This is a genomic window from Paenibacillus sp. J31R98 (assembly GCF_056269245.1).
Genome location: NZ_JBWDNO010000001.1, coordinates 846,061 through 866,557, shown reverse-complemented (window position 1 = coordinate 866,557; position 20,497 = coordinate 846,061). Strand labels below are relative to the sequence as shown.

Annotated in this window: 19 protein-coding genes; 2 read left to right on the top strand and 17 right to left on the bottom strand. The window is 51.7% G+C overall.

Annotation, left to right across the window (positions count from 1 at the left end; all coding sequences use genetic code 11):
• Window positions 1-44 precede the first annotated feature (44 nt).
• The 4 genes from AC0YNX_RS03940 to AC0YNX_RS03925 all read right to left on the bottom strand — a co-directional run bounded on the left by AC0YNX_RS03940 (window position 45) and on the right by AC0YNX_RS03925 (window position 5,338).
• Window positions 45-1,451, bottom strand: coding sequence for an NAD-dependent malic enzyme (locus AC0YNX_RS03940; protein WP_475814332.1), 1,407 nt, complete (start codon window positions 1,449-1,451; stop codon window positions 45-47).
• A 1-nt stretch (window position 1,452) separates the two neighbouring features.
• The gene (locus AC0YNX_RS03935) at window positions 1,453-2,712 is read right to left on the bottom strand and encodes a Glu/Leu/Phe/Val family dehydrogenase (RefSeq protein ID WP_475814331.1); all 1,260 of its coding nucleotides are present in this window, start codon (window positions 2,710-2,712) and stop codon (window positions 1,453-1,455) included.
• A gap of 104 nt (window positions 2,713-2,816) precedes the next feature.
• Window positions 2,817-4,391 carry an L-glutamate gamma-semialdehyde dehydrogenase gene (pruA, locus tag AC0YNX_RS03930; RefSeq protein WP_475814330.1) on the bottom strand — a complete coding sequence of 525 codons (1,575 nt, stop codon included), beginning with the start codon at window positions 4,389-4,391 and terminating at the stop codon, window positions 2,817-2,819.
• A 32-nt stretch (window positions 4,392-4,423) separates the two neighbouring features.
• Complete coding sequence (locus AC0YNX_RS03925) at window positions 4,424-5,338, bottom strand: proline dehydrogenase family protein (protein WP_475814329.1); 915 nt, start codon at window positions 5,336-5,338, stop codon at window positions 4,424-4,426.
• Between the two features lie 223 nt (window positions 5,339-5,561).
• Here AC0YNX_RS03925 and AC0YNX_RS03920 point away from each other — a divergent pair, with 223 nt between their 5' ends.
• Window positions 5,562-7,325: a sigma-54 interaction domain-containing protein gene (locus AC0YNX_RS03920; protein WP_475814328.1), complete on the top strand. Its 1,764-nt coding sequence runs from the start codon at window positions 5,562-5,564 to the stop codon at window positions 7,323-7,325.
• A gap of 107 nt (window positions 7,326-7,432) precedes the next feature.
• Here AC0YNX_RS03920 and rocF (AC0YNX_RS03915) read toward each other — a convergent pair whose 3' ends face one another.
• The 13 genes from rocF (AC0YNX_RS03915) to AC0YNX_RS03855 all read right to left on the bottom strand — a co-directional run bounded on the left by rocF (AC0YNX_RS03915) (window position 7,433) and on the right by AC0YNX_RS03855 (window position 19,341).
• Window positions 7,433-8,362 (bottom strand): arginase, encoded by a 930-nt coding sequence (rocF, locus tag AC0YNX_RS03915; RefSeq protein ID WP_475814327.1) that lies wholly within the window; start codon window positions 8,360-8,362, stop codon window positions 7,433-7,435.
• A gap of 27 nt (window positions 8,363-8,389) precedes the next feature.
• On the bottom strand, window positions 8,390-9,580 hold the full coding sequence (locus tag AC0YNX_RS03910; protein ID WP_475814326.1) for an ornithine--oxo-acid transaminase: 1,191 nt from the start codon (window positions 9,578-9,580) through the stop codon (window positions 8,390-8,392).
• Window positions 9,581-9,622: 42 nt separating this feature from the next.
• The gene (rocF, locus tag AC0YNX_RS03905; protein WP_475814325.1) at window positions 9,623-10,534 is read right to left on the bottom strand and encodes an arginase; all 912 of its coding nucleotides are present in this window, start codon (window positions 10,532-10,534) and stop codon (window positions 9,623-9,625) included.
• A 1,372-nt stretch (window positions 10,535-11,906) separates the two neighbouring features.
• Window positions 11,907-12,782, bottom strand: a complete 876-nt coding sequence (locus AC0YNX_RS03900; RefSeq protein ID WP_475814324.1) for a LysR family transcriptional regulator — start codon at window positions 12,780-12,782, stop codon at window positions 11,907-11,909.
• A gap of 79 nt (window positions 12,783-12,861) precedes the next feature.
• Window positions 12,862-13,416 carry a DUF6886 family protein gene (locus AC0YNX_RS03895; protein ID WP_475814323.1) on the bottom strand — a complete coding sequence of 185 codons (555 nt, stop codon included), beginning with the start codon at window positions 13,414-13,416 and terminating at the stop codon, window positions 12,862-12,864.
• Window positions 13,417-13,431: 15 nt separating this feature from the next.
• Complete coding sequence (locus AC0YNX_RS03890) at window positions 13,432-13,719, bottom strand: HesB/YadR/YfhF family protein (RefSeq protein ID WP_475814322.1); 288 nt, start codon at window positions 13,717-13,719, stop codon at window positions 13,432-13,434.
• A gap of 92 nt (window positions 13,720-13,811) precedes the next feature.
• The gene (locus AC0YNX_RS03885; RefSeq protein ID WP_475814321.1) at window positions 13,812-15,059 is read right to left on the bottom strand and encodes a D-alanyl-D-alanine carboxypeptidase family protein; all 1,248 of its coding nucleotides are present in this window, start codon (window positions 15,057-15,059) and stop codon (window positions 13,812-13,814) included.
• Window positions 15,060-15,210: 151 nt separating this feature from the next.
• Complete coding sequence (locus AC0YNX_RS03880) at window positions 15,211-16,131, bottom strand: aldo/keto reductase (RefSeq protein WP_475814320.1); 921 nt, start codon at window positions 16,129-16,131, stop codon at window positions 15,211-15,213.
• A gap of 18 nt (window positions 16,132-16,149) precedes the next feature.
• On the bottom strand, window positions 16,150-17,376 hold the full coding sequence (locus AC0YNX_RS03875; protein WP_475814319.1) for an MGDG synthase family glycosyltransferase: 1,227 nt from the start codon (window positions 17,374-17,376) through the stop codon (window positions 16,150-16,152).
• Between the two features lie 47 nt (window positions 17,377-17,423).
• A complete protein-coding gene (locus AC0YNX_RS03870) occupies window positions 17,424-18,251 on the bottom strand; it encodes an MBL fold metallo-hydrolase (protein WP_475814318.1) in 828 nt (275 codons plus the stop codon).
• 75 nt (window positions 18,252-18,326) lie between these two features.
• Window positions 18,327-18,653: an ArsR/SmtB family transcription factor gene (locus tag AC0YNX_RS03865; protein WP_475814317.1), complete on the bottom strand. Its 327-nt coding sequence runs from the start codon at window positions 18,651-18,653 to the stop codon at window positions 18,327-18,329.
• A 1-nt stretch (window position 18,654) separates the two neighbouring features.
• A complete protein-coding gene (locus AC0YNX_RS03860) occupies window positions 18,655-19,074 on the bottom strand; it encodes an SRPBCC family protein (RefSeq protein ID WP_475814316.1) in 420 nt (139 codons plus the stop codon).
• Between the two features lie 123 nt (window positions 19,075-19,197).
• Window positions 19,198-19,341, bottom strand: coding sequence for a hypothetical protein (locus AC0YNX_RS03855; RefSeq protein WP_475814315.1), 144 nt, complete (start codon window positions 19,339-19,341; stop codon window positions 19,198-19,200).
• Between the two features lie 204 nt (window positions 19,342-19,545).
• Between AC0YNX_RS03855 and AC0YNX_RS03850 the strand changes: the two genes are divergently transcribed.
• Window positions 19,546-20,475 (top strand): DMT family transporter, encoded by a 930-nt coding sequence (locus AC0YNX_RS03850; protein ID WP_475814314.1) that lies wholly within the window; start codon window positions 19,546-19,548, stop codon window positions 20,473-20,475.
• Window positions 20,476-20,497: the final 22 nt, after the last annotated feature.

Here is a 20,497-nt window from a genome sequence, read left to right as displayed (position 1 = left end):
ATGGGTTTCTCTTTGTTAGTGGGATATCATGATAGAACTACTCGCTATCTGAACTCCGGCGGCGTTCTGCGCGCGACATTCGTTAGAATCGCCGCATCAATAACGGCTTTACGCACATTAGCGACGACCTTCTCGTTGAAAATACTCGGGATTATGTAATGCTCATTAAGCTCGCTCCCGGATACGACGGATGCAATTGCACGGGCAGCCGCCATCTTCATCGGCTCGTTGATGCGGCGGGCACGGCAATCAAGTGCACCACGGAATAGTCCTGGGAACACGAGCACGTTGTTGATCTGGTTCGGATAGTCGCTACGTCCAGTCGCGAACACGGCGACATGCGGCAGCGCTTCTTCCGGCGAAATCTCCGGCTCTGGGTTAGCCATCGCGAATACGATGCTGCCTGGGGCCATCTTCTTGACGTCCTCTTCATTCAGCAAGCGACCACGCGACACCCCGATGAAGACGTCTGCTCCTGCAATCATCGTCTTCAGATCGCCAGCTTGCGCCTCTACCTGCGGCTGTTCCGCAAGCCACTGCCACATCGGATGATGCTCGTAGCTGCCGCCTCGAACGATCGCACCGTCCCGATCAACCGGCACGAGCCGCTTCACACCGGCTTGCAGAAGCATTTTGCAGATCGAAACACCTGCCGCGCCAATGCCGTTGACAACGACTCGAATGTTCTCCATCCGTTTGCCGACCACTTTGAGCGCATTGAGCAAGCCTGCAATAACGACAACAGCCGTACCGTGCTGGTCATCATGGAACACAGGGATGTCCAGCTCATCCGCGAGCCGGGTCTCGATCTCGAAGCAGCGCGGGGAACTAATGTCCTCCAGATTGATGCCGCCGAAGATTGGACTCATCGCCTTAATGGTGCGAATGATCTCCTCCGTATCCTTCGTATCGAGGCAGATCGGAAAGGCGTCAACGCCTGCTAGCTGCTTGAACAGCATCGCTTTTCCTTCCATAACCGGCGCCGCAGCATGCGGCCCGATGTCGCCGAGACCAAGCACCGCTGTGCCATCCGTCACAACGGCAACCGTATTCCGCTTGATCGTAAGCGAATACGCTTTGTTCTGATTCTCAGCAATCGCTGCGCAGACCTTCGCCACGCCAGGCGTGTACACCTTGGACAAGTCGTCGCGATTCTTGATTGGCAGCGTCGGCTGAATGGTGATTTTGCCGCCTAAGTGAACGAGGAACGTCCGGTCCGATACGTTAATAACCGTAATGCCATCGAGATTGCGCAGAGCCTCAATGGTCAATGCCTCGTTCTTATCCGGCAGATCCACCGTAATGTCTCGCGTCGAGGTATCATGTCCAGGCCGAATCACGTCGATGGACGTAATGTCGCCCCCTGTTTTGTTAATCGTTGCCGCTACGTCCGCGAAGGTTACCTTCTTATGATCCAGTTCTAGTCGAAAAATAATACTTGTCTTTGCCATCTTACACCCACCCCCGCCATTTCACAGCTTCTGCTGTGCGCTTCAGTCCAACCATATATGCGGACAGACGCATGTCTGTCTTCTTCTCGAGCGAAGTTTGGTACACGTTGTTGAAGGCGTCGACGAGAATTTTCTTCAATCTCGTGTTCACTTCTTCTTCGGTCCAATAGAACCCTTGATTGTTCTGTACCCATTCAAAGTAAGATACGACAACGCCGCCTGCGCTCGCGAGCACGTCAGGTACAATCATAATGCCGCGTTTGGTCAAAATCTCCGTAGCCCCTTGCGTTGTCGGGCCATTCGCTGCCTCAACGAGCAGCTTCGCTTTAATCAGGTACGCATTGTCTTCAGTGATCTGGTTCTCAATGGCTGCTGGAATTAGGATATCGCAATCTTGTATCAATAATTCCTGATTTGTGATTCGGTTTGGAAATAGGTTCGTCACGCAGCCGAAGGAATCTCTGCGATCCATCAAATATTCGATGTCCAATCCATTCGGATTGTACAGTGCTCCCTCCGCATCCGAGATTCCTACTACGCGAGCACCTGCATCATGAAGGAACTTCGCCAAGTAGCTGCCTGCGTTGCCGAACCCTTGAATGATAACGCGAGCGCCTTGAATCGGAATCCCGAGCTTCGCTGCCGCTTCATGCAATACAATGCTTACGCCTTGAGCCGTTGAGGATTCACGGCCAATCGAACCGCCAAGCACGAGCGGTTTGCCTGTAATGAAGCCCGGGGAGTCGAACTCGCGAATGCGGCTATACTCGTCCATCATCCACGCCATAATCTGCGCATTCGTGAACACGTCAGGAGCTGGTATATCTTTGGTCGGTCCGACGAGCTGGCTGATCGCACGCACATAACCGCGGCTAAGCCGTTCAAGCTCGCCAAGGGACATCGTTCGCGGATCGCATTGAATGCCGCCTTTGCCGCCGCCATAGGGCAGATTCGTTATGCCGCATTTGATGCTCATCCACATCGACAGCGCTTTCACTTCTTCCAAAGTGACATCGGGATGGAACCGGACGCCTCCCTTCGTAGGGCCTACGGCATCATTATGCTGAGCACGGTAACCGGTAAACACTTTCACTTTGCCATCGTCCATCTTCACTGGGATTCGAACTGTCAAAAGTCGCAGCGGCTCCTTCAGCAGCTCGTAGTAAGCGCTGTCATAACCGAGTTTCGTTAACGCTGTTTCAATGACCTGCTGAGTTCTAGCGAGTACATCGACATTCTCTTTTTCTTTGACTTCTGGCATCTTGTTATCCCCCTTGGTAAGTGAAGAAACGTGCTGCGTCAGCTAGTGTTATCTATGCATAGAGAAGGCCCTCTAACCAACTGGGTAGAGGGCCGCAAAGCTCATTACAATTTGCGGGAAGTCATTTTCGCTTGCGAGAAGAGAAGCAGGTAGTCATAACCGCCGGCTTTGGAGTCCGTACCGGACATATTGAAGCCGCCGAACGGATGCACGCCTACGAGCGCGCCTGTGCACTTACGGTTAATGTACAGGTTGCCGCAGTGTACAGTCTCAAGCGCTTCTGCGATACGCGCTTCATCTGTCGAGAAGTACGAACCTGTCAGGCCGAACTCGGTATCGTTGTACATCGCGATTGCTTCTTGCCAATCCTTCGCTTTCGCGAGCGCGAGAACAGGTCCGAAGATTTCTTCCTGCATGATGCGTGCTTTACCGCTAACATCTCCGAACACAGTTGGCTGAATGTAATAGCCGTTGCCTTCTGCTTTACTGCCGCCTGCAAGTAGCGTACCTTCTTGCTTGCCGACTTCGATATAGTCAAGAATGCGCTCATACGACGTCTTGTCAATTACCGGACCCGCTGCAAAATTCTCTTCTTGCGGTCCAACTTGAATCTGTTTCGTTAATTCTGCAACACGCTCAGCCACTTGATCGTACACCGATTCAACGATGATCGCACGGGAACCCGCGGAGCACTTCTGGCCTTGGAAACCGAATGCCGATGCTACGATTGCTGTAGCCGCTGCTTCCAGATCCGCCGTTTCGTCGACAACGATACCGTCTTTACCGCCCATCTCAGCGATCACGCGTTTGATCCAGATTTGGCCTGGAACCGTGTCAGCCGCGAGCTTGTTGATGCGAAGACCAACTTCCTTGGAGCCTGTGAAGCTGATGAAACGCGTCTTCGGATGCGTCGTCAAGTAGTCGCCTACTTCTGCGCCGCTGCCTGGAATGAAGTTGATCACGCCTGCTGGCAAGCCCACTTCTTCCATCAGAGCCATAAATTTATGCGCAATAACCGGAGTTGTCGAAGCTGGTTTCAGCAATACGGTGTTACCCGATACAACTGCAGCAGCTGTCATGCCAACACAGATCGCAAGCGGGAAATTCCACGGCGGGATAATAACGCCAACGCCCAGCGGAATGTACGTAACATGGTTGTCTTCGCCAGGAATCTTCGCTAGCGGCAACGTTTCATCGACTTTGCTCAGTCGGATCGCTTCGCGAGCATAGAACTCCAAGAAGTCGATCGCTTCCGCTGTATCAACGTCAGCCTCTACATAGTTCTTGCCGGATTCGAGCATCATGAGTGCGGAGAATTCATGCTTGCGCTCGCGCATCAGCTTCGCAGCTTGGAACAGATATTCTGCACGCTCGCGAGCCGGCACCTTTTTCCAAGTCTCGAATGTGGTGAGCGCTGCCTGCATGGCTTGCTCAGCCAGCGGCTGATCCGCTTTACTCACATATCCGATAACTTCGTCAACGTTACCTGGGTTGATCGACGTGATTTTCGCTTCAGTCTCGATCTTCTTGCCGCCGATTGTAAGCGGATAGTTACGGCCAAGCTCTGTCTTCAATTTCGCAATTGCAGCTTGCAGTGCCTGCTTGTTCTCGTCTTGCGTGAAGTTCGTAAACGGCTCATTCGCATATGGTTTCACTTGTGTGTAAGGTGTTGTTGTCATGGTAGGGCTCCTCTCCGTATATCCGGATATTATTATTTAAACATATTCTTCAGCACGAACCACACATTGGCCGGACGCTCCGCAAGGCGGCGCATGAAATACCCGAACCAATCGACGCCGTAAGGAACATAGACGCGTACTTTGTACCCTTCCCCAGTAAGCTGTTTCTGCAGATCTTCGCAAATGCCAAACAGCATCTGGAATTCGAAGCGATCCTTCGCGATACCGTGCTCCTTCACAAGCGTCTTCGTATAATTAATGATTGCTTCATCGTGGGAAGCAACCGCTGCATAATTGCCATTCATAAGGTGCTGTTTGATGATAAGCTTGAGATTCTCATCGACATGTTTCTTCTCTGGAAAAGCAACCTCAGGCGATTCTTTATATGCGCCTTTGACCAGACGCAGGTTCGCGTTCAGCTCATTCAAATCCGCAATATCTTGCTCCGTGCGGAATAAGTAAGCTTGTATAACGATACCGACATTATCGAATTCGAGGCGAAGCTCGCGGTAAATATCAAGCGATATTTGGCAGTGCGCGTAATCTTCCATGTCGATCCGCACGAAGTTATTGTGCAGCTTTGCCCTGTTCAGGATACGCTTCATATTGTTTACGCACAGCTCTTTGCTAATATCGAGGCCAAGCGATGTCATCTTCAGTGACAGATTCGATTGCACGCCTGAGCTTGCGATTGCATCCAGCGTCTGAATGCACATGTCTGCGGATTCGGCCGCTTCCGCTTCACTAAATACGAATTCACCAAGATGGTCCAACGTGGCAACGCGGCCATCGTCATTTAATTTGCGAATAGCTTCGATGGATTGTTTAATCGTCTCGCCTGCAACGAAACGTGCTGCGCCAAAGCGCAGGCCATATTTCTTGGCAAGTCGGTTCGCTGACCGGCTCTTGCCCAGCGCTTGAAACATATTGCGTAGCATCATTTCCATTTTCTATATTCCCCCGTTGGTGTTGTACAATGTTGTTCAACATCTCTAATCGGATTATACAATATGATCAACTATTTGAACAGTATATGTTCAAAATTCATGTTTATCCACTGGTTTGAACAATTATTCAAACGTAATTGACAGATTAATGAGACAATGATTGCTCTGAGCAATATAGATATGGTAAATTTGATGCAAATCACTGCAAGCGGAGAGGACATCTATGTTCAAAATTGAACAGCAATACTTGTACACCAACTTTATCTTGCTTAGCTCTGACGCAACAATTGAACAAGTTGTTCATGTACTTGCCGACAAGTCTGCAGCAATCATCGAGCTTGCAGGTCAAGCCGATCGCGCCATCCTCGTGTTGTCTGAGGAACGCCATCTAATTGAACGCTGCTTCACGCATCACGATATCAATGCGGCTGAAGCACTTCGTGACTTCCCTTATTACGCGACTATCTGCAACAGCTCTGCAGATTTGCAAGAGGACTTGCAGCTGCAGAATGATCGTCCATTAATCGTTAGAGCCGATAACAGCGATACGATTGTAGGCTATGTGCCGCTTCATAAGCTTTTGTCCCACAGCATGAAAGAACAGCAGCGTTGGTCAGCCTATTTCTGGGCATTGGCGGAGACGGTTACAGAGGCGGTTACGGTCGTAGATCGGAGCGGCGAGGTGATTTGCTGGAATCCGGTTGCGGAAGATATTTATCACTTGCCGAAGGCGGATATTCTGGGTCGTCGAATCGGAGAACACTTCGAGAAAGAAACTTTAATGGTACTCAAAATCCTCGATGAGGGCAGACTCATTCGCAATACGTATCATCGTCCGCGTTCTGACACGCATGTGCTTATCAATGCATCCCCTGTTCGCGATGCCGATGGGATGATTATCGGCGGAATCGCGGCTGAGCAGGACATTACGCAGCTGGTGAAACTCAATGAGCAGCTGACAAGCGCTCATACCTACGCCCATCAGCATCGCTCGGCGAATACTGAACTGTTCTCGCTTGTTAAAGGAAAAGGTCCTGCTATCTTCCGCGTCATCCAATGGGCGCGCAAAGTTGCGGCGGCGGACACTCCCGTTCTGCTTATCGGAGAAGGCGGAGTCGGCAAGGAGCAGCTTGCCCAGATCATTCATAACTCAAGCCCGCGCGCGGAGCAGGCCTTCCTCTCCGTCAACTGCGGCATCGTGCCGATGGGACTGCTCGAGTCCGAATTGTTCGGCTTCCAAGGCGGCGCGTTCACTGGCAGCGAAGCTGGACAAGCCGGCAAGCTGGAGCAAGCGAAGGACGGCACTTTGTTCATGAATGAGATCGACCGGCTGTCGCTCGAGCTGCAAGCGAAGCTGTATCATTATCTGTCGCAGCAGACCATCGTGCGTTCCGGCGGCAGCAAGCCAATCGAGCTTCGCACGCGAATTATTGCGGCATCGACGCAGGATCTCGCCGCGAAGGTCGAGAAAGGCACGTTCCGCGCTGATCTCTATTACGCGCTCAACGTCGTTTCCATTGCGATCCCGCCGCTGCGCGAACGCATCGAAGATATTCCGGCCATGATTCAAATGTACTTGAAGCAATTCTCGCTGCAGTATCAGAAGCCGCTCCCTTCGCTGTCACCTGAAGTGATGCTCGCTTTTGCGAACTACAGCTGGCCAGGCAACATCCTGGAGCTTCGCAATGTGCTGGAGCGCTGTGTCATTCTATGCGATGATGACATGATCACGCTCGATCATCTGCCTCCTATCTTGCAGGCGAAGCAACCAAGCTTAGCGCTGCAGCAAGTGAACGATGCGGAATCCGCCGCTGCGAGCGGTTTCGAGAAGCGGCTGCTTACAGCTGTAGACACAGAAGCGGATGAGCAAACGCTCATTCATGATGCGTTAGCGAAGACCGCTGGCAACAAGAGCGCGGCAGCGAAGCTGCTTGGCGTCTCGCGAGGTACCTTATACAACAAGATGAAGGAATTCGGACTCGAATAGCATCAAGTACGCACCAAATCCAAGCCAAGTAAAAAAGCCGTTACCGGTGATAACCTCGCGACAACGCGGGATTCTCACCGTAACGGCTTTGTTTGTTCATGTTTCCATTACAGAATACGTTTGCCCAGTAGCGATGCGATAAGTCCAATAGCGAGCCGAGCTGTCCGTCTGCTCTCATCCAGCTTGGAGTTCACTTCGACAACGTCGATGGAACGAATAAGACCCGTCTCTGCGAGCAGTTCGCATGCAAAATGTGCTTCCCGATATGTTAACCCGCCCGGAACCTGCATATCAACACCTGGCGCTTCAATCGGATCAAGACAGTCCGCCGAGAAGCTGACATGAATGCCGTCCGTGCCGTTACCAGCGATCTCCATCGCTTTCGAGATCACTTTCTCGATGCCCATGCGGTCAATCTCATGCATGGTGAACACGGTGATACCCTCAGCCTTTATAAGCTCACGCTCTTCCGGCTCCACATCGCGCACGCCGATCAAGACAACGTTCGCTTTGTCGATAGCATTCTCGCGCGCGTCCCGGTTCAGCTCAGCCAGCTTCAGCTTAGCTTTGCCAAGCGCTACAGCAAGCGACATGCTACCCAAGCGGCCATTCGGATGCGACTCTTCCGTCTGCAAGCCTGGATGCGCATCGAAGTAAATGACGCCGAGCTTCCCTACTTGCGTCGCCATGCCGGCAAGTACACCAATCGTTACGCTGTGGTCACCGCCAAGCACGAGCGGCAGATGCCCTTTGCTCGCTTCAAGCGACACTTGCTCCGCGACGAGCGTGGCCATCTCTTTCACTTCGGCGAGATGCTTCACGCCGCTTTGTTCCCCAGCAGCTGTTTGAGACGCTGCTTTCACTTTATGCTCGCTCACCACATCGTAAGCGGTTTTGCGAAGCTGGCGCATGAGTCCGATCTGAATCATGCTCTCCGGTCCTTCTTCCGTTCCCGGACGGCCGGCTCCAAGGCCGAAAGGCACTGCAATCAAGCTTAGCTTCTTCGTTTGGCTAGTTGTGTTTGTCGTATGTGTCATATTCTGCACCGTCCTCTGCTTAGATTATTAGAATAGCTGTTTAATGCGCAAGATCGCCCAATCGAGCTGGTCCTTCGTAATCGTTAGCGGAGGCGCGAAACGGATGGTCGTCTCATGCGTTTCTTTGCATAGAATACCAAGTTCCTTCAGCTTCTCGCAATAGGGACGCGCTTCTCCGTGCAATTCAACGCCTATGAACAAACCACGGCCGCGGACTTCCTTAATCGCTGGGCTGTTAATTTGACGCAGCTCTTCGATAAAATAATTCCCAAGCTCATTCGAGCGCTTCACCAGCTCTTCGTCCTCCAGCACGTCGAGCGCCGCGATCGCAACCGCACAGCCGAGCGGATTGCCGCCGAATGTCGACCCATGCGAGCCTGGACTAAACACGCCAAGAATATCATCATTTGCAGCAACCGCCGAAATGGGGAACACGCCGCCGCCGAGCGCTTTGCCCATAATGTACATATCAGGAACGATGGACTCCCAGTCGCTTGCGAACATTTTGCCCGTGCGTCCGAAGCCGGTTTGAATTTCATCCGCTACCAGCAGTACATTGTTCGACTTACAAAGCTCTGACGCTTGTTTGAGGAAGCCGTCCGGAGGCATGACGATGCCTGCTTCCCCTTGAATCGGCTCGATCAGAAAAGCAGCCGTGTTCGGCGTAATTGCTGCCTTGAGTGCTTCGATATCGCCGTAAGGTATAATTCGGAACCCAGGTGTGAATGGGCCGAAGCCTTGCTTATATTCATCCGAGGAGGAGAACGAAGTGACCGTTATGGTCCGTCCGTGGAAATTGCCTTCGCAGACGATAATTTCCGCTTGATTCTCCGGCACCTGCTTCACGCTGTAAGCCCAGCGACGAACAGCCTTCAGTGCCGTTTCAACCGCTTCCGCGCCAGTGTTCATCGGCAAAATCATGCTTTTGCCCGTAAGCTTGGTCAGCTTCTCGTAGAACAGTCCCAGCTGGTCGTTATGGAACGCGCGCGATGTGAGGGTTACTTTGTCCGCCTGTTCCTTGAGGGCCGCAATGATACGCGGATGTCGGTGACCGTGATTAAGCGCCGAATATGCACTTAGCATATCCATGAACTTGTTGCCTTCCGGATCCTCGACCCATACGCCTTCCGCCTTCGAGATGACAATCGGCAGAGGATGATAGTTATGCGCACCGAAACGCTCCGTTTGTTCGATAATCCGGCTAGTTGTTGTTTCCATACTGCCACTCTCCTCTATACTGATCTCCTGTATCGTATGCACCTACAGGATACGTTCGCCAAAAACAGAGCCGATCAATTCAACCGCCGCAACGGCTGTAATGTTGTGCTGATCGAGCATCGGGTTCACTTCCACAAACTCCGCAGATACAAGAATATTGCGTTCAAACAACAGCTCCATCGCAAAATGGCTCTCCCGATACGACATGCCTCCGTTTACCGGAGTACCTACTCCAGGCGCCACGCCTGGGTCCATGCCATCGAGGTCGAGGCTCAGATGGACGCCGTCGGTACCGTTCGTGACGATCTCGATCGCTTCTTCCATCACCTGTTTCATGCCATTGCGGTCGATGTCGTGCATCGTGAAGACTTTGATACCCTTCTCCTTCAGGAACGTACGCTCACCTGGATCGATAGAGCGCGCGCCGATAATAACGACATTTTCCGGACGCAGCTTGTTCTCAGCCCCCCCAATGTTCACGAGATCGGGATGACCATATCCAAGCGCCGCAGCGAGCGACATGCCGTGAATGTTGCCAGAGCCCGTTGTCTCATGCGTGTTCACGTCCGTGTGCGCGTCAAACCAGATCACGCCGAGCCGCTTCACGTGCTGCAGCACGCCCTTGATCGTTCCGATTGCAATGCTATGGTCACCGCCCAGCACGAGCGGGAATTGTCCTTTGGCCATTTCGCTTGCGACTCGATCGCAGAGCTCTTGGTTGACTCTTGTAATTTCGCCGAGATGCTTCAGCTTCTCGCCTTCTTGAGGAGCAGTGAGCATCCGCTGAACATTAACGTCGCCTAAATCATTTATGTTAAAGCCAAGCGCTTTCAGTCGTTCATGTAAATTCGCGCCGCGGATCGCATCCGGCCCGAGATCGACACCTTTGCGGTCTGCACCGTATTGCAGCGGTACACCAATAATGGAAATGTTGTTATTCTTCACCGCGTTCATATGATGCACTCCTTCCACCTTTTCGTGTACATATATTGTAACATAGCCTGTTTTGGCGAAAAAATTGAATAAATCAATGATTACGATTGGAAATGCTTATGCTTGCAAGGTCATATGAAATGTGAAAACTACCTCGAATTCAGCTCGATTGAACAAAACACACTCTTACTTCGACTCGACTTCGGCGCGTGGGAGGGCCGCAGTGCGGGTTCCGACCGTTTCTTGTAATCGTAAGCTTTTGAACAATAACCGATTGGTTATCTTACGATTACAAATACGGACGCTGCCGCTTCTCCACTCCGCACTGCTTCCCTCTTTTGTTCTGCTTTCGTGCTGACTGCCACCTTTAAAATGAAGAAGCTCGTACGAACATTGATGGACTCGCCAATCCTCAAGTTCGGCGCTCGGGAGGGCAGCAGCGTTTTCCTGAGAGCGGGAAAACCCTCTCCCAGAAGCGAATATAACCAAAGTTTGATGCGAGAGAGGAAAAAGTCTCTCTCAGCATCAAGAAAGTGCTAAACATGCTTCACTTCACCCTCCAATAGCGGGAAAAGCCTCTCTCAGCACCTGAATATAGCCGAAACCTGATGCGAGAGAGCGAAAAGCCTCTTTCAGCATCAAGAAAGTGCTAAACATGCTTCACTTCGCCCTCCGAGAGCGAGAAAACCCTCTCTCAGCACCTGAATATAGCCGAAACCTGATGCGAGAGAGGGAAAAGCCTCTCTCGCATGTTTATGAGTATAGTAGTTGCCTGTTCCTGCCCACTATAAATCTTGCTGAGAGAACATATGTGTGCTCTCGGCGGGGATTTTGATTGGTTTTTCCTGCTGAGAGAACGTATGTGTCCTCTCAGCGTTCATTTGGGATCATTTCGAGTCTTTTTGGCTGCTGAGAGAACGTATGTGTGCTCTCGGCCGGGATTTTGTACGTTTTTTCTTCTGAGAGAACGTATGTGTGCTCTCAGGTTGAGGAAGTTGGTTTACGTCGAAGGTCCTCCCAAAGTCGAACCAGAGGCGGTGTGTACGGAGTGGAGAAGCGAGAGCGTCCGTATTTGTAAGCGTGTAATCACATCTGATATCTAATTCAAATTACACGATTACAAGAAACGGTCGGAACCCGTACACAGCGCCTCCCTTGCGCCGCAGTCGAAGGGTCTCATTAGTTAGCACGCAGAAGGTCCGAACCAGAGGCGGTATGTTCCCGGCGATGTGTGTGGCGATGTGTACGTGCAGCGTTTGGGGGCGGTGTTTGCCGGGCGGTCTTTGCGCGGAGGTGTGCGGAGCGGAAGCCTTGCAGCACAAAAAAACCTCCACTCCCCGCAAACTAGCGAGAAATGGAGGCTATTACAAACTTAACTGCCGCGCCAAGCTGATTATCCCCATTCCTTCCAGATCCGCTGAACGATCTCGGAGAAGGAACGGATGTTTTGCTCGTCGGCACGTTTCTTGACGATGACCATGGATGTTTCGATAACACCGGGGAAGCGGTGGATTTCGATGAGTGTGCCTTTGCGAAGCTCTTCTTCGACGAGCGCCGATCCGAGGAGGGCTGTTCCCGTGTGGTACATCACGGTCCGCTTGATCGTCTCGTCAGACACGCATTCGATGTACTTGTCCGGCGTGATGCCGTAATCCTGCAAGCACTCGTTGACTAGCCGCTGGATGTTGGAGCCCGACTTGTAGGTGATGAACGGATACGACTCCAGCAGCTCGCGCGTATCATGTTGCTCGAAGAGCTCCTTCGTCGTCACGAGCACAAGGTCTTCTTTGCCGAGCGGCATCGTCTCCATCTGCGGGGAATCGCATGGTCCCGCGATGATGGCCAAATCCGCTTCGCCCATCGCGACCTTCTTCATCGCATCGTTGCTGTCACAGGAGAACAGCTGCAGCTTTACTTTCGGATTCTCCGAAATATAGGAATGGATGATGAGCGACAAATACTGCGTGCAATAAATTTCAGGCGCTGCAACGGTGAGCAGGCCATGCGGGTCCTCAAGCTTGCGCAGCTCGGCTTCCATTTCATCCATGAGCGCAAATGTCTGATCCACATACTGCTTGACCACTTTGCCTGCGGGGGTTAGATACGTCTTCTTCCCTACTCGCTCAAGCAGCGTCACGCCGAGCTCGCTCTCCAATGACTGGAGCTGCAGCGTAATAGTTGGCTGCGTATAACCGAGCTGATCGGCCGCCCTCGTTAAGTTAAGCGTATCGGCAACAACCTGGAACGTCTTATATTTCTTGAAATCCATTGAACTCACGCCCTGTAAACATATGATGAATCATTATAGCCTGCCAAATAACAGAAGGGCAAGCTGTGGCAGCCCGCCCTTAAGTAAGAATCGCATTTTTCATCCGTATCATGGAGAAATTAACTGTCGATGCCAGCACCGCGCCTCGAAGCCGCTGCAGACTCGGCATAACGCGAAGCTCCACGCCAGCACCTACAATCCACTGAAGCAGATCATCCATCCGCTCGACCGAGACCGGCTTCACTTCCTTCGTAGCCGTATAGTACCCTGCGCTTGCTTCGTACAATTCGAAATCCGCATCATCAAACGCGTACCGATACAACACTGTCGACCGCAAACGCTCCAGCCAAGCAGACTCAATCGCCATTAATCGCTCTGTGCTCGTCATTCCGAAGAAGCGCTCTGTGTCCTCAGCTGTTGTCCCTTCCATAGTCCACAAGCAGATCCGAGGACAATCCCGTGGAAAGTAATAATGCAATGAGTGGAAAGCTTCAATAGCCCATACCATCGCCGGTTCGTCGAGCCGATATTCCAGCTGTCTCGGCGTAAACACCTTAATATTCGGGTCTTCGCTAAAATGATACAACAAGTGCCGCGCACCATCCCATTTATTGGTCGAGTATGACCAGGTCAATATCTTCTTACCCTACTAACCAATCTCCATCAGGATATCGTCTTCATGATCATTAAACCTCAGGTACAGATCCTTCTCTTCCAGGTACCACAAATTGTCTTCTTCCATGTAGAACGTAATCCCTTCCACAACCTGATGAAGGCCTGGATTCCGAGGTGTATCCTTCATCACTCCGAGCGAAAAGCCAGGTTGAACACTGCCGCTGCCACCTAACCGAACGAATATCCGCAAATGATCGCCACTCGTTAAATCCATCTCTCTCATGTACCAGCGTGCAGCCGACTGTTCCACCACAATTCTCATCGCGCCCATCTCCTCGTTTTGGATACGGTTACATGTAATATATACGCCACCGAACACCAAATTACCTCTTTGTCAATATTTGATAAACAGAACTATAATTCACGCCCGCGCTCCTGCTGCTGGCGCTTCAATCGAATATACGCGAGGATCGCCAAATAAACAAGCAAGCCCATCCATACAAAGAAGATCGACAGCTTCTGCCCGTGAGTTGGCACTGCAGCCGCCTCAACGGATTCAACTGTCGCAGCAGCCGCTATTTCCGCAGCCACTTCCGGCGTCTCAGATATGATTGATTCAATCGTTGGCTTCACAGGCTCCATCGTACCTGCCTTCACAGAACCAAGCGAGCTGGTAACCATCACATCTCCCTCAGGCGTCACGTCCACGCTCGGCATCTCGCCTTTGTGCAGCACCGCCCACATTGGCTCCTTCGCGATAAAACGCGCAGGCTCCTCGCTCATGAACGGGTAAGCTTGATCCGCGCTTATCACCTGCTGAAGCTCAAAATTCGCAAAACCATAGTCGAGCAAATTACGCATATCGTCATACACGACAGCCTTAGACGGCGACTTCAGAAGGACGCCGATCAGCTCCATCCCGTCTCGCTTCGCCGAGGCAACCAGCGTAAAGCCTGCCGCTTCCGTATAGCCATTCTTAATTCCGGTTGCTCCTTCATAGTCCCTGAGCAGCTCATTATGATTGATGAGCGTGGACGTCCATTCTTTGCCCACCCAAGGCATCCGCTTCGTCGCGACGATCTGTCGGAACGTCTCATTCTGCATGGCATACCTCGATATATTAGCCATATCGAGCGCCGTTGTCACCTGAGCCTTATCCGGCAGACCGCTCGGATTAACGAATGTCGTATGCGTCGCGCCAGCCTTCTCCCTTACCCAAGCGTTCATCCGCTCAGCAAACTTTGCTTTCGTACCATCTATATATTCAGCGATCGCTGTCGCCGCATCATTGCCCGAATTCATCAGCATGCCATATAGCAGCTTCTCCAGCGTCACTTGCTCGCCTTCCGCCAGATAGATACGCGTGCCGTCTTCGCCTCGCGCTTCTTTCGAGACGGTTACCAGGTTCGATAAAGCGCTTTCATCCTCTAAGGCTATTATGCCAGTCACAATCTTCGTGATGCTAGCTGGAAATTGTTCCTTCTCCGCGTTCTGCGCAAACAGTACGGTCCCCGTCTTGGCATCCATGAGCACGGCTGATTCAGAAACAATATGAGGTTCATCATTCGTTGGCGCTTCCGCATGCGAGGTCGATACTGCCAAACATAATTGAATAAGTAATAAACATGCACTGAAGCAGATTGTTCGGCGCAGTCTTAGCATAAGTGTCAAACCTCCCAGAGCCTTCCACAGCAAGCATAATCCACTATAAACGTACCATCTGGACGGGTTGCACTTCAAATATTATTTTATGGGACAAAATAAAGGCTGCCCCAGGAAGCGGATCAGCTTCACGAGAACAGCCTTGTTCCTATTATTGCTTCATATCCTGCGGATGAGAATCATCGAGCAGCGCAATGACGCTCGCGTTGGAATCGACCTGCGCAGGGTTCTTGCAGCCTGGAATTACAGCAGTTACGGCTGGATGCTTCAAGCACCATGCAAGTGCCCAAGCCGCCATATCGACGCCTGCCGGTACCTCTTCCTTCGCGATGCGCTCCACTTCCTGCAGCTTAAGCTGCGTGCTCTCGCGATCGTGCCGGTGACGGACATCTGTCGTGTCGAACACCGCGCCCGGCTTGTACTTGCCGCTGAGATAGCCGCTTGCAAGCGGCACACGAGCCAATACGCCAAGATCCTGCCTGATGCAGGATGGGAATACATCTTGCTCAGGAGCTTGATCCAGACGGTTGTACACCACTTGGATCACTTTCGAGCCGACCTTCGTGGACGCATCGACTTGATGGACGTTGCTGTTGCTGCCGATGGATGTGCCGAGATGTCTGATTTTTCCTGCGGATACTTGCTTATCAAGCACGGTCCATAGCTCATCGTTATCGAACACAGCATCCGGACCGGAGTGGAACTGATAGAGATCTATGTAATCTGTCCGCAGCGCTTTCAGCGAGGCATCAAGCTGGTGCACGACATCCTCTGGCGCGAACTTATCTGTCCGCGTGAAACGCTCGTGGAAGTGATGACCGAATTTCGTTGCGACAACCCAGTCCTCCCGCTTCCGGCGGGCAAGATAGTCTCCGATGAACGCTTCCGACAGATGATCGCCGTAGCATTCCGCCGTGTCGATCAAGTTAATGCCAAGCTCTGCGGCACGGTCAAGAATCGCATCTGCTTCATCCTGCGTGTAATCCTGACCCCATTCGCCTCCAAACTGCCAAGTTCCGATACCGATTACCGATACATTCAGGTCCGTCTTGCCGAGCCTCCGGTATTTCATAGATCGCCACTACTCCTTTTATACGGTGATTTTGTTCGTCTGATAGACAAGTGCTGCTGCGATATGTGCTGCTGATTCCGCAGCGTAAGGCTTACTGATGCGCTGAGTATGGCGGCGCATTGTCTCCAAGTGAGAAGGGTTATTAAGCAGCATCCGGACAGCGTGCTTCAGCTCATCAAGACCAGACAGATGCATGGCCGCGCCAGAATGACGCAAGAAATTCGCGTTGTCGATTTCCTGACCCGGCAGCGGTTTGTAGATCAGCATCGGCAGTCCCGAGGCAAGAGCCTCTGAGGACGTTAACCCTCCCGACTTCGTAATGAGCATGTCAGAAGCTGCCATCAGCTCCGGAATACGATCCGTGAACCCTGTGACAACAAGCGGCACGCGCGAAACATCACGAAGCCGGGTAAGCTGCTGCTTTAATTTCTCATTATGCCCGCAAACGATGATAAGCTGCAAATCCGGTCGCTCGCTGCTCTCTACCCAACTGCATAGCGATTCCGTCACTTCCTGCCCCATCAGGCCATTCCCGCCGCCCATAATAAGCAATGTCGGCAACTCGCGTCGTAATCCCAGTTCTGACCGAATCGCTTGCTTGTCGTAGGCTCGACTGTATTCGCTGCGGATTGGAATGCCCGTGACTGCGATACTTCCCGGATCGACGCCAACTCTAATTAACCGATGGGCGACTTCCTGAGAGCCGACGATATAGAGGTCCGTCTGCGGATGAAGCCAGTAGCTGTGATCCGTAAAGTCCGTAATGACGGTAATAAGCGGTGCATCGCAATATCCGCCTACCTTCATGAGCGATGCAGCGCCGGCCGCTAAAGGGAAAGTTGCAACAATGGCCGACGGCTTTACTCGTTCCAGCATCGCAAGAAATTTGCCTAGCCCGAATCCGTGCATATACTTGAGACTGCTGGACAGCCGATTCTGCCCTCGCGTCTTACTGTATATATAACCATAAGTGCGCGGAAACGATTGCACTCCGTTCAAATACATATATTTGCTAAACGGATGCACAAGGGGATGCGCCTGCGCCATATAATCCATCACCATCGTGGCGAGCTCGGGATGAGTCGTCTTTAATGCATTTCGCAGCGCTCCTGCCGCTTGAATATGTCCGGATCCGTAGTCGCCGGTAAGGATGAGTATCGGTCCCCGTTCCATCTGCTTCGCTCCTTCTCTCCACATAATCTGCGAGCAGCCAAGCCAATGCCGTACATTCAATATACGTATCATTCAAGCGGGAAATGCGTCATACTGTACCCTTTACGAAATTCTAATCCTCACGATATACGACGGGGACGACAGACGATCCAAGTCTCTCCCGGTTGAGCAATATGATATTTCTGCCCGCGGTATTTCTGGTACAGCTCCTCCACGAATCCGCTGATGCCTTCACTGTTGTTCGGATACATATCGAAGTGCAGGGGCACGACCATATCCATCTTCACTTCCCACGCGAGCGCTGCCGCTTCACGGGCATTCATATTCCCGACGACGCCAGCCCGTTCCCGAAAGAGGTCTCTTCCGTTAATCGGCAGCATGCCAACATCAATGTCAAACGTCTTTAATATCGTAATGAGCTGTTCAGTTACAAGCGTATCCCCAGCATGATAGATGGTAAGCCCGTCCCATTCGAGCATATAACCCAAATACCGGTCCCAGCCTTCGCTGTCGACCTCACGCTCTTCATGCCATGCCGGAATCGGACGAATAATAAGCCCGGCTTCGCACAGCATAGGCGCGCCATGCTTGAGCTGCACCAAGCGATGTTCCTCAATGCCCGCTTCCCGAAGCATCGGCGCGCAAATACGAGGCGTTGCAATCTTGCAGCGAGGCGAAGCTTCTGCAATAGCAAGCAGCGTCTCCGGATCCATATGATCCAAATGTTCATGCGTGATGAGGATGAGATCGATGTCTGTTAAGCTGCCAGGCTGTACCGGTGGCGGATAATTGCGAATCCAGAAATTAGCCGGCTCTGTGACCAGACGGTCCACCGAATCGCTCAAATAAGGATCGATCGCAACTGTGAATCCATTGCGGCGAATAATGACGCCAACTTGACCAATATACTGAATTGCGGCTGTTTCAACATTCATATTCAAATTCATGGCAAGCACGCTCCTCTCCCTTTAAGCGTAACAGAAAAACCCGCGATACGTAAATCGCGGGTTTCCTTATTATGACTATTCTTCATCGGCTTCAACGAATCTTTGCAAGGCAGAAAGCTTATTTTCCCAGTACCGTTCATAGTAGTTCAGCCAGTTCTTAAGTTCCTGTAAAGGCTGAGTCTCAAGCCGGTAGCGCGTCTCGCGCCCAACCTTCCGTTCCTTCACAAGCCCCGCTTCCGCTAAGATACGGAGGTGCTTCGAAACAGCTGTACGGGTAATGGTAAAATGGCCCGATATCGCAGTTACAGGCATTTCATGATCCACAAGAAGCTTCAGCACCTCGCGGCGGGTAGGGTCCGCAATCGCTTGGAAGACATCATGCTTCCCGGATGGCAGCGCCATATTAAGCTTCGACGTAATTGCCGAGCGCGCGGTGCAAGCCTGTCCAGCCATCGTTCATCCGATCGCGGATAAGGGCATGCGGCATACCGTGCTCGATAATGTCCGTTCTCCAGCCGGCATGAATGAGCGTGCATTCGGTCTGGTTGTCAGCAAGATCTTTCAAAATGAACGTAATCGTCCAATCCTTCCCCCAACCGAAGGATATACGGTTCGGCGCTTCAACCTCTTTCACCAGGCAAGACTGAATGCCGAATGGACCTGCATCAATCTTGAACTCGTGGCCGACAACCGCTTCAAGGTCATTGGGCATAAACCAGGCGCTAAGCCCTTTCGAGGTCGAGACAGCGTCCCACACTTTGAGAATCGGCGCTTTGAATGTAAGGGTCTGATTAATATCCGGAAGTGAATGCTGAGTTTCCATGTAGGTGTCGTCTCCTCTTTCTTGGTGCGGATTGCGGATTCATTGCTATTTGAGAAAAAAAGCGAACCCGTTTGGTTTCGCTTTTGATTATATGACACCATTTGGTTTCATGTCAAACGACGCTTATTGCTTGTTCTTCTGCTCATTCTCCATGCCGTGGTCTTCCCATCTTCTCGAATAGGCTTTATTCGTCACCCAAATGGTTATCCAAGTCACTAATATCGCTATAATTGCAGCCGAAATCCAAACTCCTGTCGGTACACCCATTTATTCTCTCTCCTTTACCTGCAGGGATGCTTGCCTCTTCTTCAAAAGCATAACAGATGTCATTTGGTTTCGACAAATGAACACATTTTGACTTTTTCCCACTATTGCAGCAGATGGGCTAAGAGTGCATAATGATGAAGGTCGTTTTATACGTATTTATAGATATAAAGCTGCATGATCCCCTGTAAGAAAGGAAACCAGAACTTGAAGCTAGTCTCAACATCATCATCCAAACTGTCCGTCTCTCCCGCCATCCCGCTGCTGGTCGGCATGCTTGCGATTTCATTCGCGCCGATCCTTGTCCGTTACTCACACGCACCGGTATCTGTTCAAGGGATGTACCGTATGCTGTTCACCTTCTTGCTCATGCTGCCCTTCGGCACCAAGCAGTTCGGCAATATGAAGCATATCTCGAAGAAAGATTGGGTTCTGCTCGTTCTTGCCGGCATCTTCCTGGCCCTTCATTTCCTGCTATGGATGGCTTCACTCACGTACACATCCATTGCGAGTTCGACTATTCTGCTCGCACTAGAGCCTGTTTTCGTTATGGTCGGGGCGTACTTCCTGTTCCGTGACAGAGCGAACAAGCTCGCCATCATCGGTATGATTATCGCGCTTATTGGCGCCATGGGCATCGGCTCAGGCGATATTGTACTGTCATCGCGCGCTTTCTTCGGCGACATGCTGTCGTTCCTCGGCGCGCTCGCTGTATCCGTAAATATGCTGCTTGCGAAGCAAATTATGAAGCGCGTCTCCTCTTACTTATACAGCTGCATCGTGTTCGGAATTACAACGATCTGCTTCTTCATCTACAATGTTACGATGGGCATCTCCATGACGGATTATGCGCAGCGCGAATGGATCGTCTTCTTGCTGCTCGCCATCGTGCCGACGGTGTTCGGCCATCTAATCTTCAATTGGCTGCTTACGTATGTGAAGCCTACGACGATCTCCATGTCTGTGCTGGCTGAGCCTATCGGTGCGAGCCTTCTGGGCATGATGCTGTTTAGCGAGATGATCAGCGGGTTCCAGCTCGTCAGCGGCGCTTTTATCATCATCGGGTTAATCCTCTACATGCGTGCCGAGAAGCAGCCAATTGTGGAACAGGACACTGAGCAGCCCGTTAGCGCGTAATAACGGCAACAAAAAAAGCCTG

Excerpts from the sequence above, each read along its gene's own strand:
- AC0YNX_RS03940 (WP_475814332.1), bottom strand. The coding sequence starts at position 1,451 with ATGGCAAAGACAAGTATTATTTTTCGACTAGAACTGGATCATAAGAAG.
- AC0YNX_RS03935 (WP_475814331.1), bottom strand. The coding sequence starts at position 2,712 with ATGCCAGAAGTCAAAGAAAAAGAGAATGTCGATGTACTCGCTAGAACT.
- pruA (WP_475814330.1), bottom strand. The coding sequence starts at position 4,391 with ATGACAACAACACCTTACACACAAGTGAAACCATATGCGAATGAGCCG.
- AC0YNX_RS03925 (WP_475814329.1), bottom strand. The coding sequence starts at position 5,338 with ATGGAAATGATGCTACGCAATATGTTTCAAGCGCTGGGCAAGAGCCGG.
- AC0YNX_RS03920 (WP_475814328.1), top strand. The coding sequence starts at position 5,562 with ATGTTCAAAATTGAACAGCAATACTTGTACACCAACTTTATCTTGCTT.
- rocF (WP_475814327.1), bottom strand. The coding sequence starts at position 8,362 with ATGACACATACGACAAACACAACTAGCCAAACGAAGAAGCTAAGCTTG.
- AC0YNX_RS03910 (WP_475814326.1), bottom strand. The coding sequence starts at position 9,580 with ATGGAAACAACAACTAGCCGGATTATCGAACAAACGGAGCGTTTCGGT.
- rocF (WP_475814325.1), bottom strand. The coding sequence starts at position 10,534 with ATGAACGCGGTGAAGAATAACAACATTTCCATTATTGGTGTACCGCTG.
- AC0YNX_RS03900 (WP_475814324.1), bottom strand. The coding sequence starts at position 12,782 with ATGGATTTCAAGAAATATAAGACGTTCCAGGTTGTTGCCGATACGCTT.
- AC0YNX_RS03890 (WP_475814322.1), bottom strand. The coding sequence starts at position 13,719 with ATGAGAATTGTGGTGGAACAGTCGGCTGCACGCTGGTACATGAGAGAG.
- AC0YNX_RS03885 (WP_475814321.1), bottom strand. The coding sequence starts at position 15,059 with ATGCTAAGACTGCGCCGAACAATCTGCTTCAGTGCATGTTTATTACTT.
- AC0YNX_RS03880 (WP_475814320.1), bottom strand. The coding sequence starts at position 16,131 with ATGAAATACCGGAGGCTCGGCAAGACGGACCTGAATGTATCGGTAATC.
- AC0YNX_RS03875 (WP_475814319.1), bottom strand. The coding sequence starts at position 17,376 with ATGATACGTATATTGAATGTACGGCATTGGCTTGGCTGCTCGCAGATT.
- AC0YNX_RS03870 (WP_475814318.1), bottom strand. The coding sequence starts at position 18,251 with ATGAATTTGAATATGAATGTTGAAACAGCCGCAATTCAGTATATTGGT.
- AC0YNX_RS03865 (WP_475814317.1), bottom strand. The coding sequence starts at position 18,653 with ATGGCGCTGCCATCCGGGAAGCATGATGTCTTCCAAGCGATTGCGGAC.
- AC0YNX_RS03860 (WP_475814316.1), bottom strand. The coding sequence starts at position 19,074 with ATGGAAACTCAGCATTCACTTCCGGATATTAATCAGACCCTTACATTC.
- AC0YNX_RS03855 (WP_475814315.1), bottom strand. The coding sequence starts at position 19,341 with ATGGGTGTACCGACAGGAGTTTGGATTTCGGCTGCAATTATAGCGATA.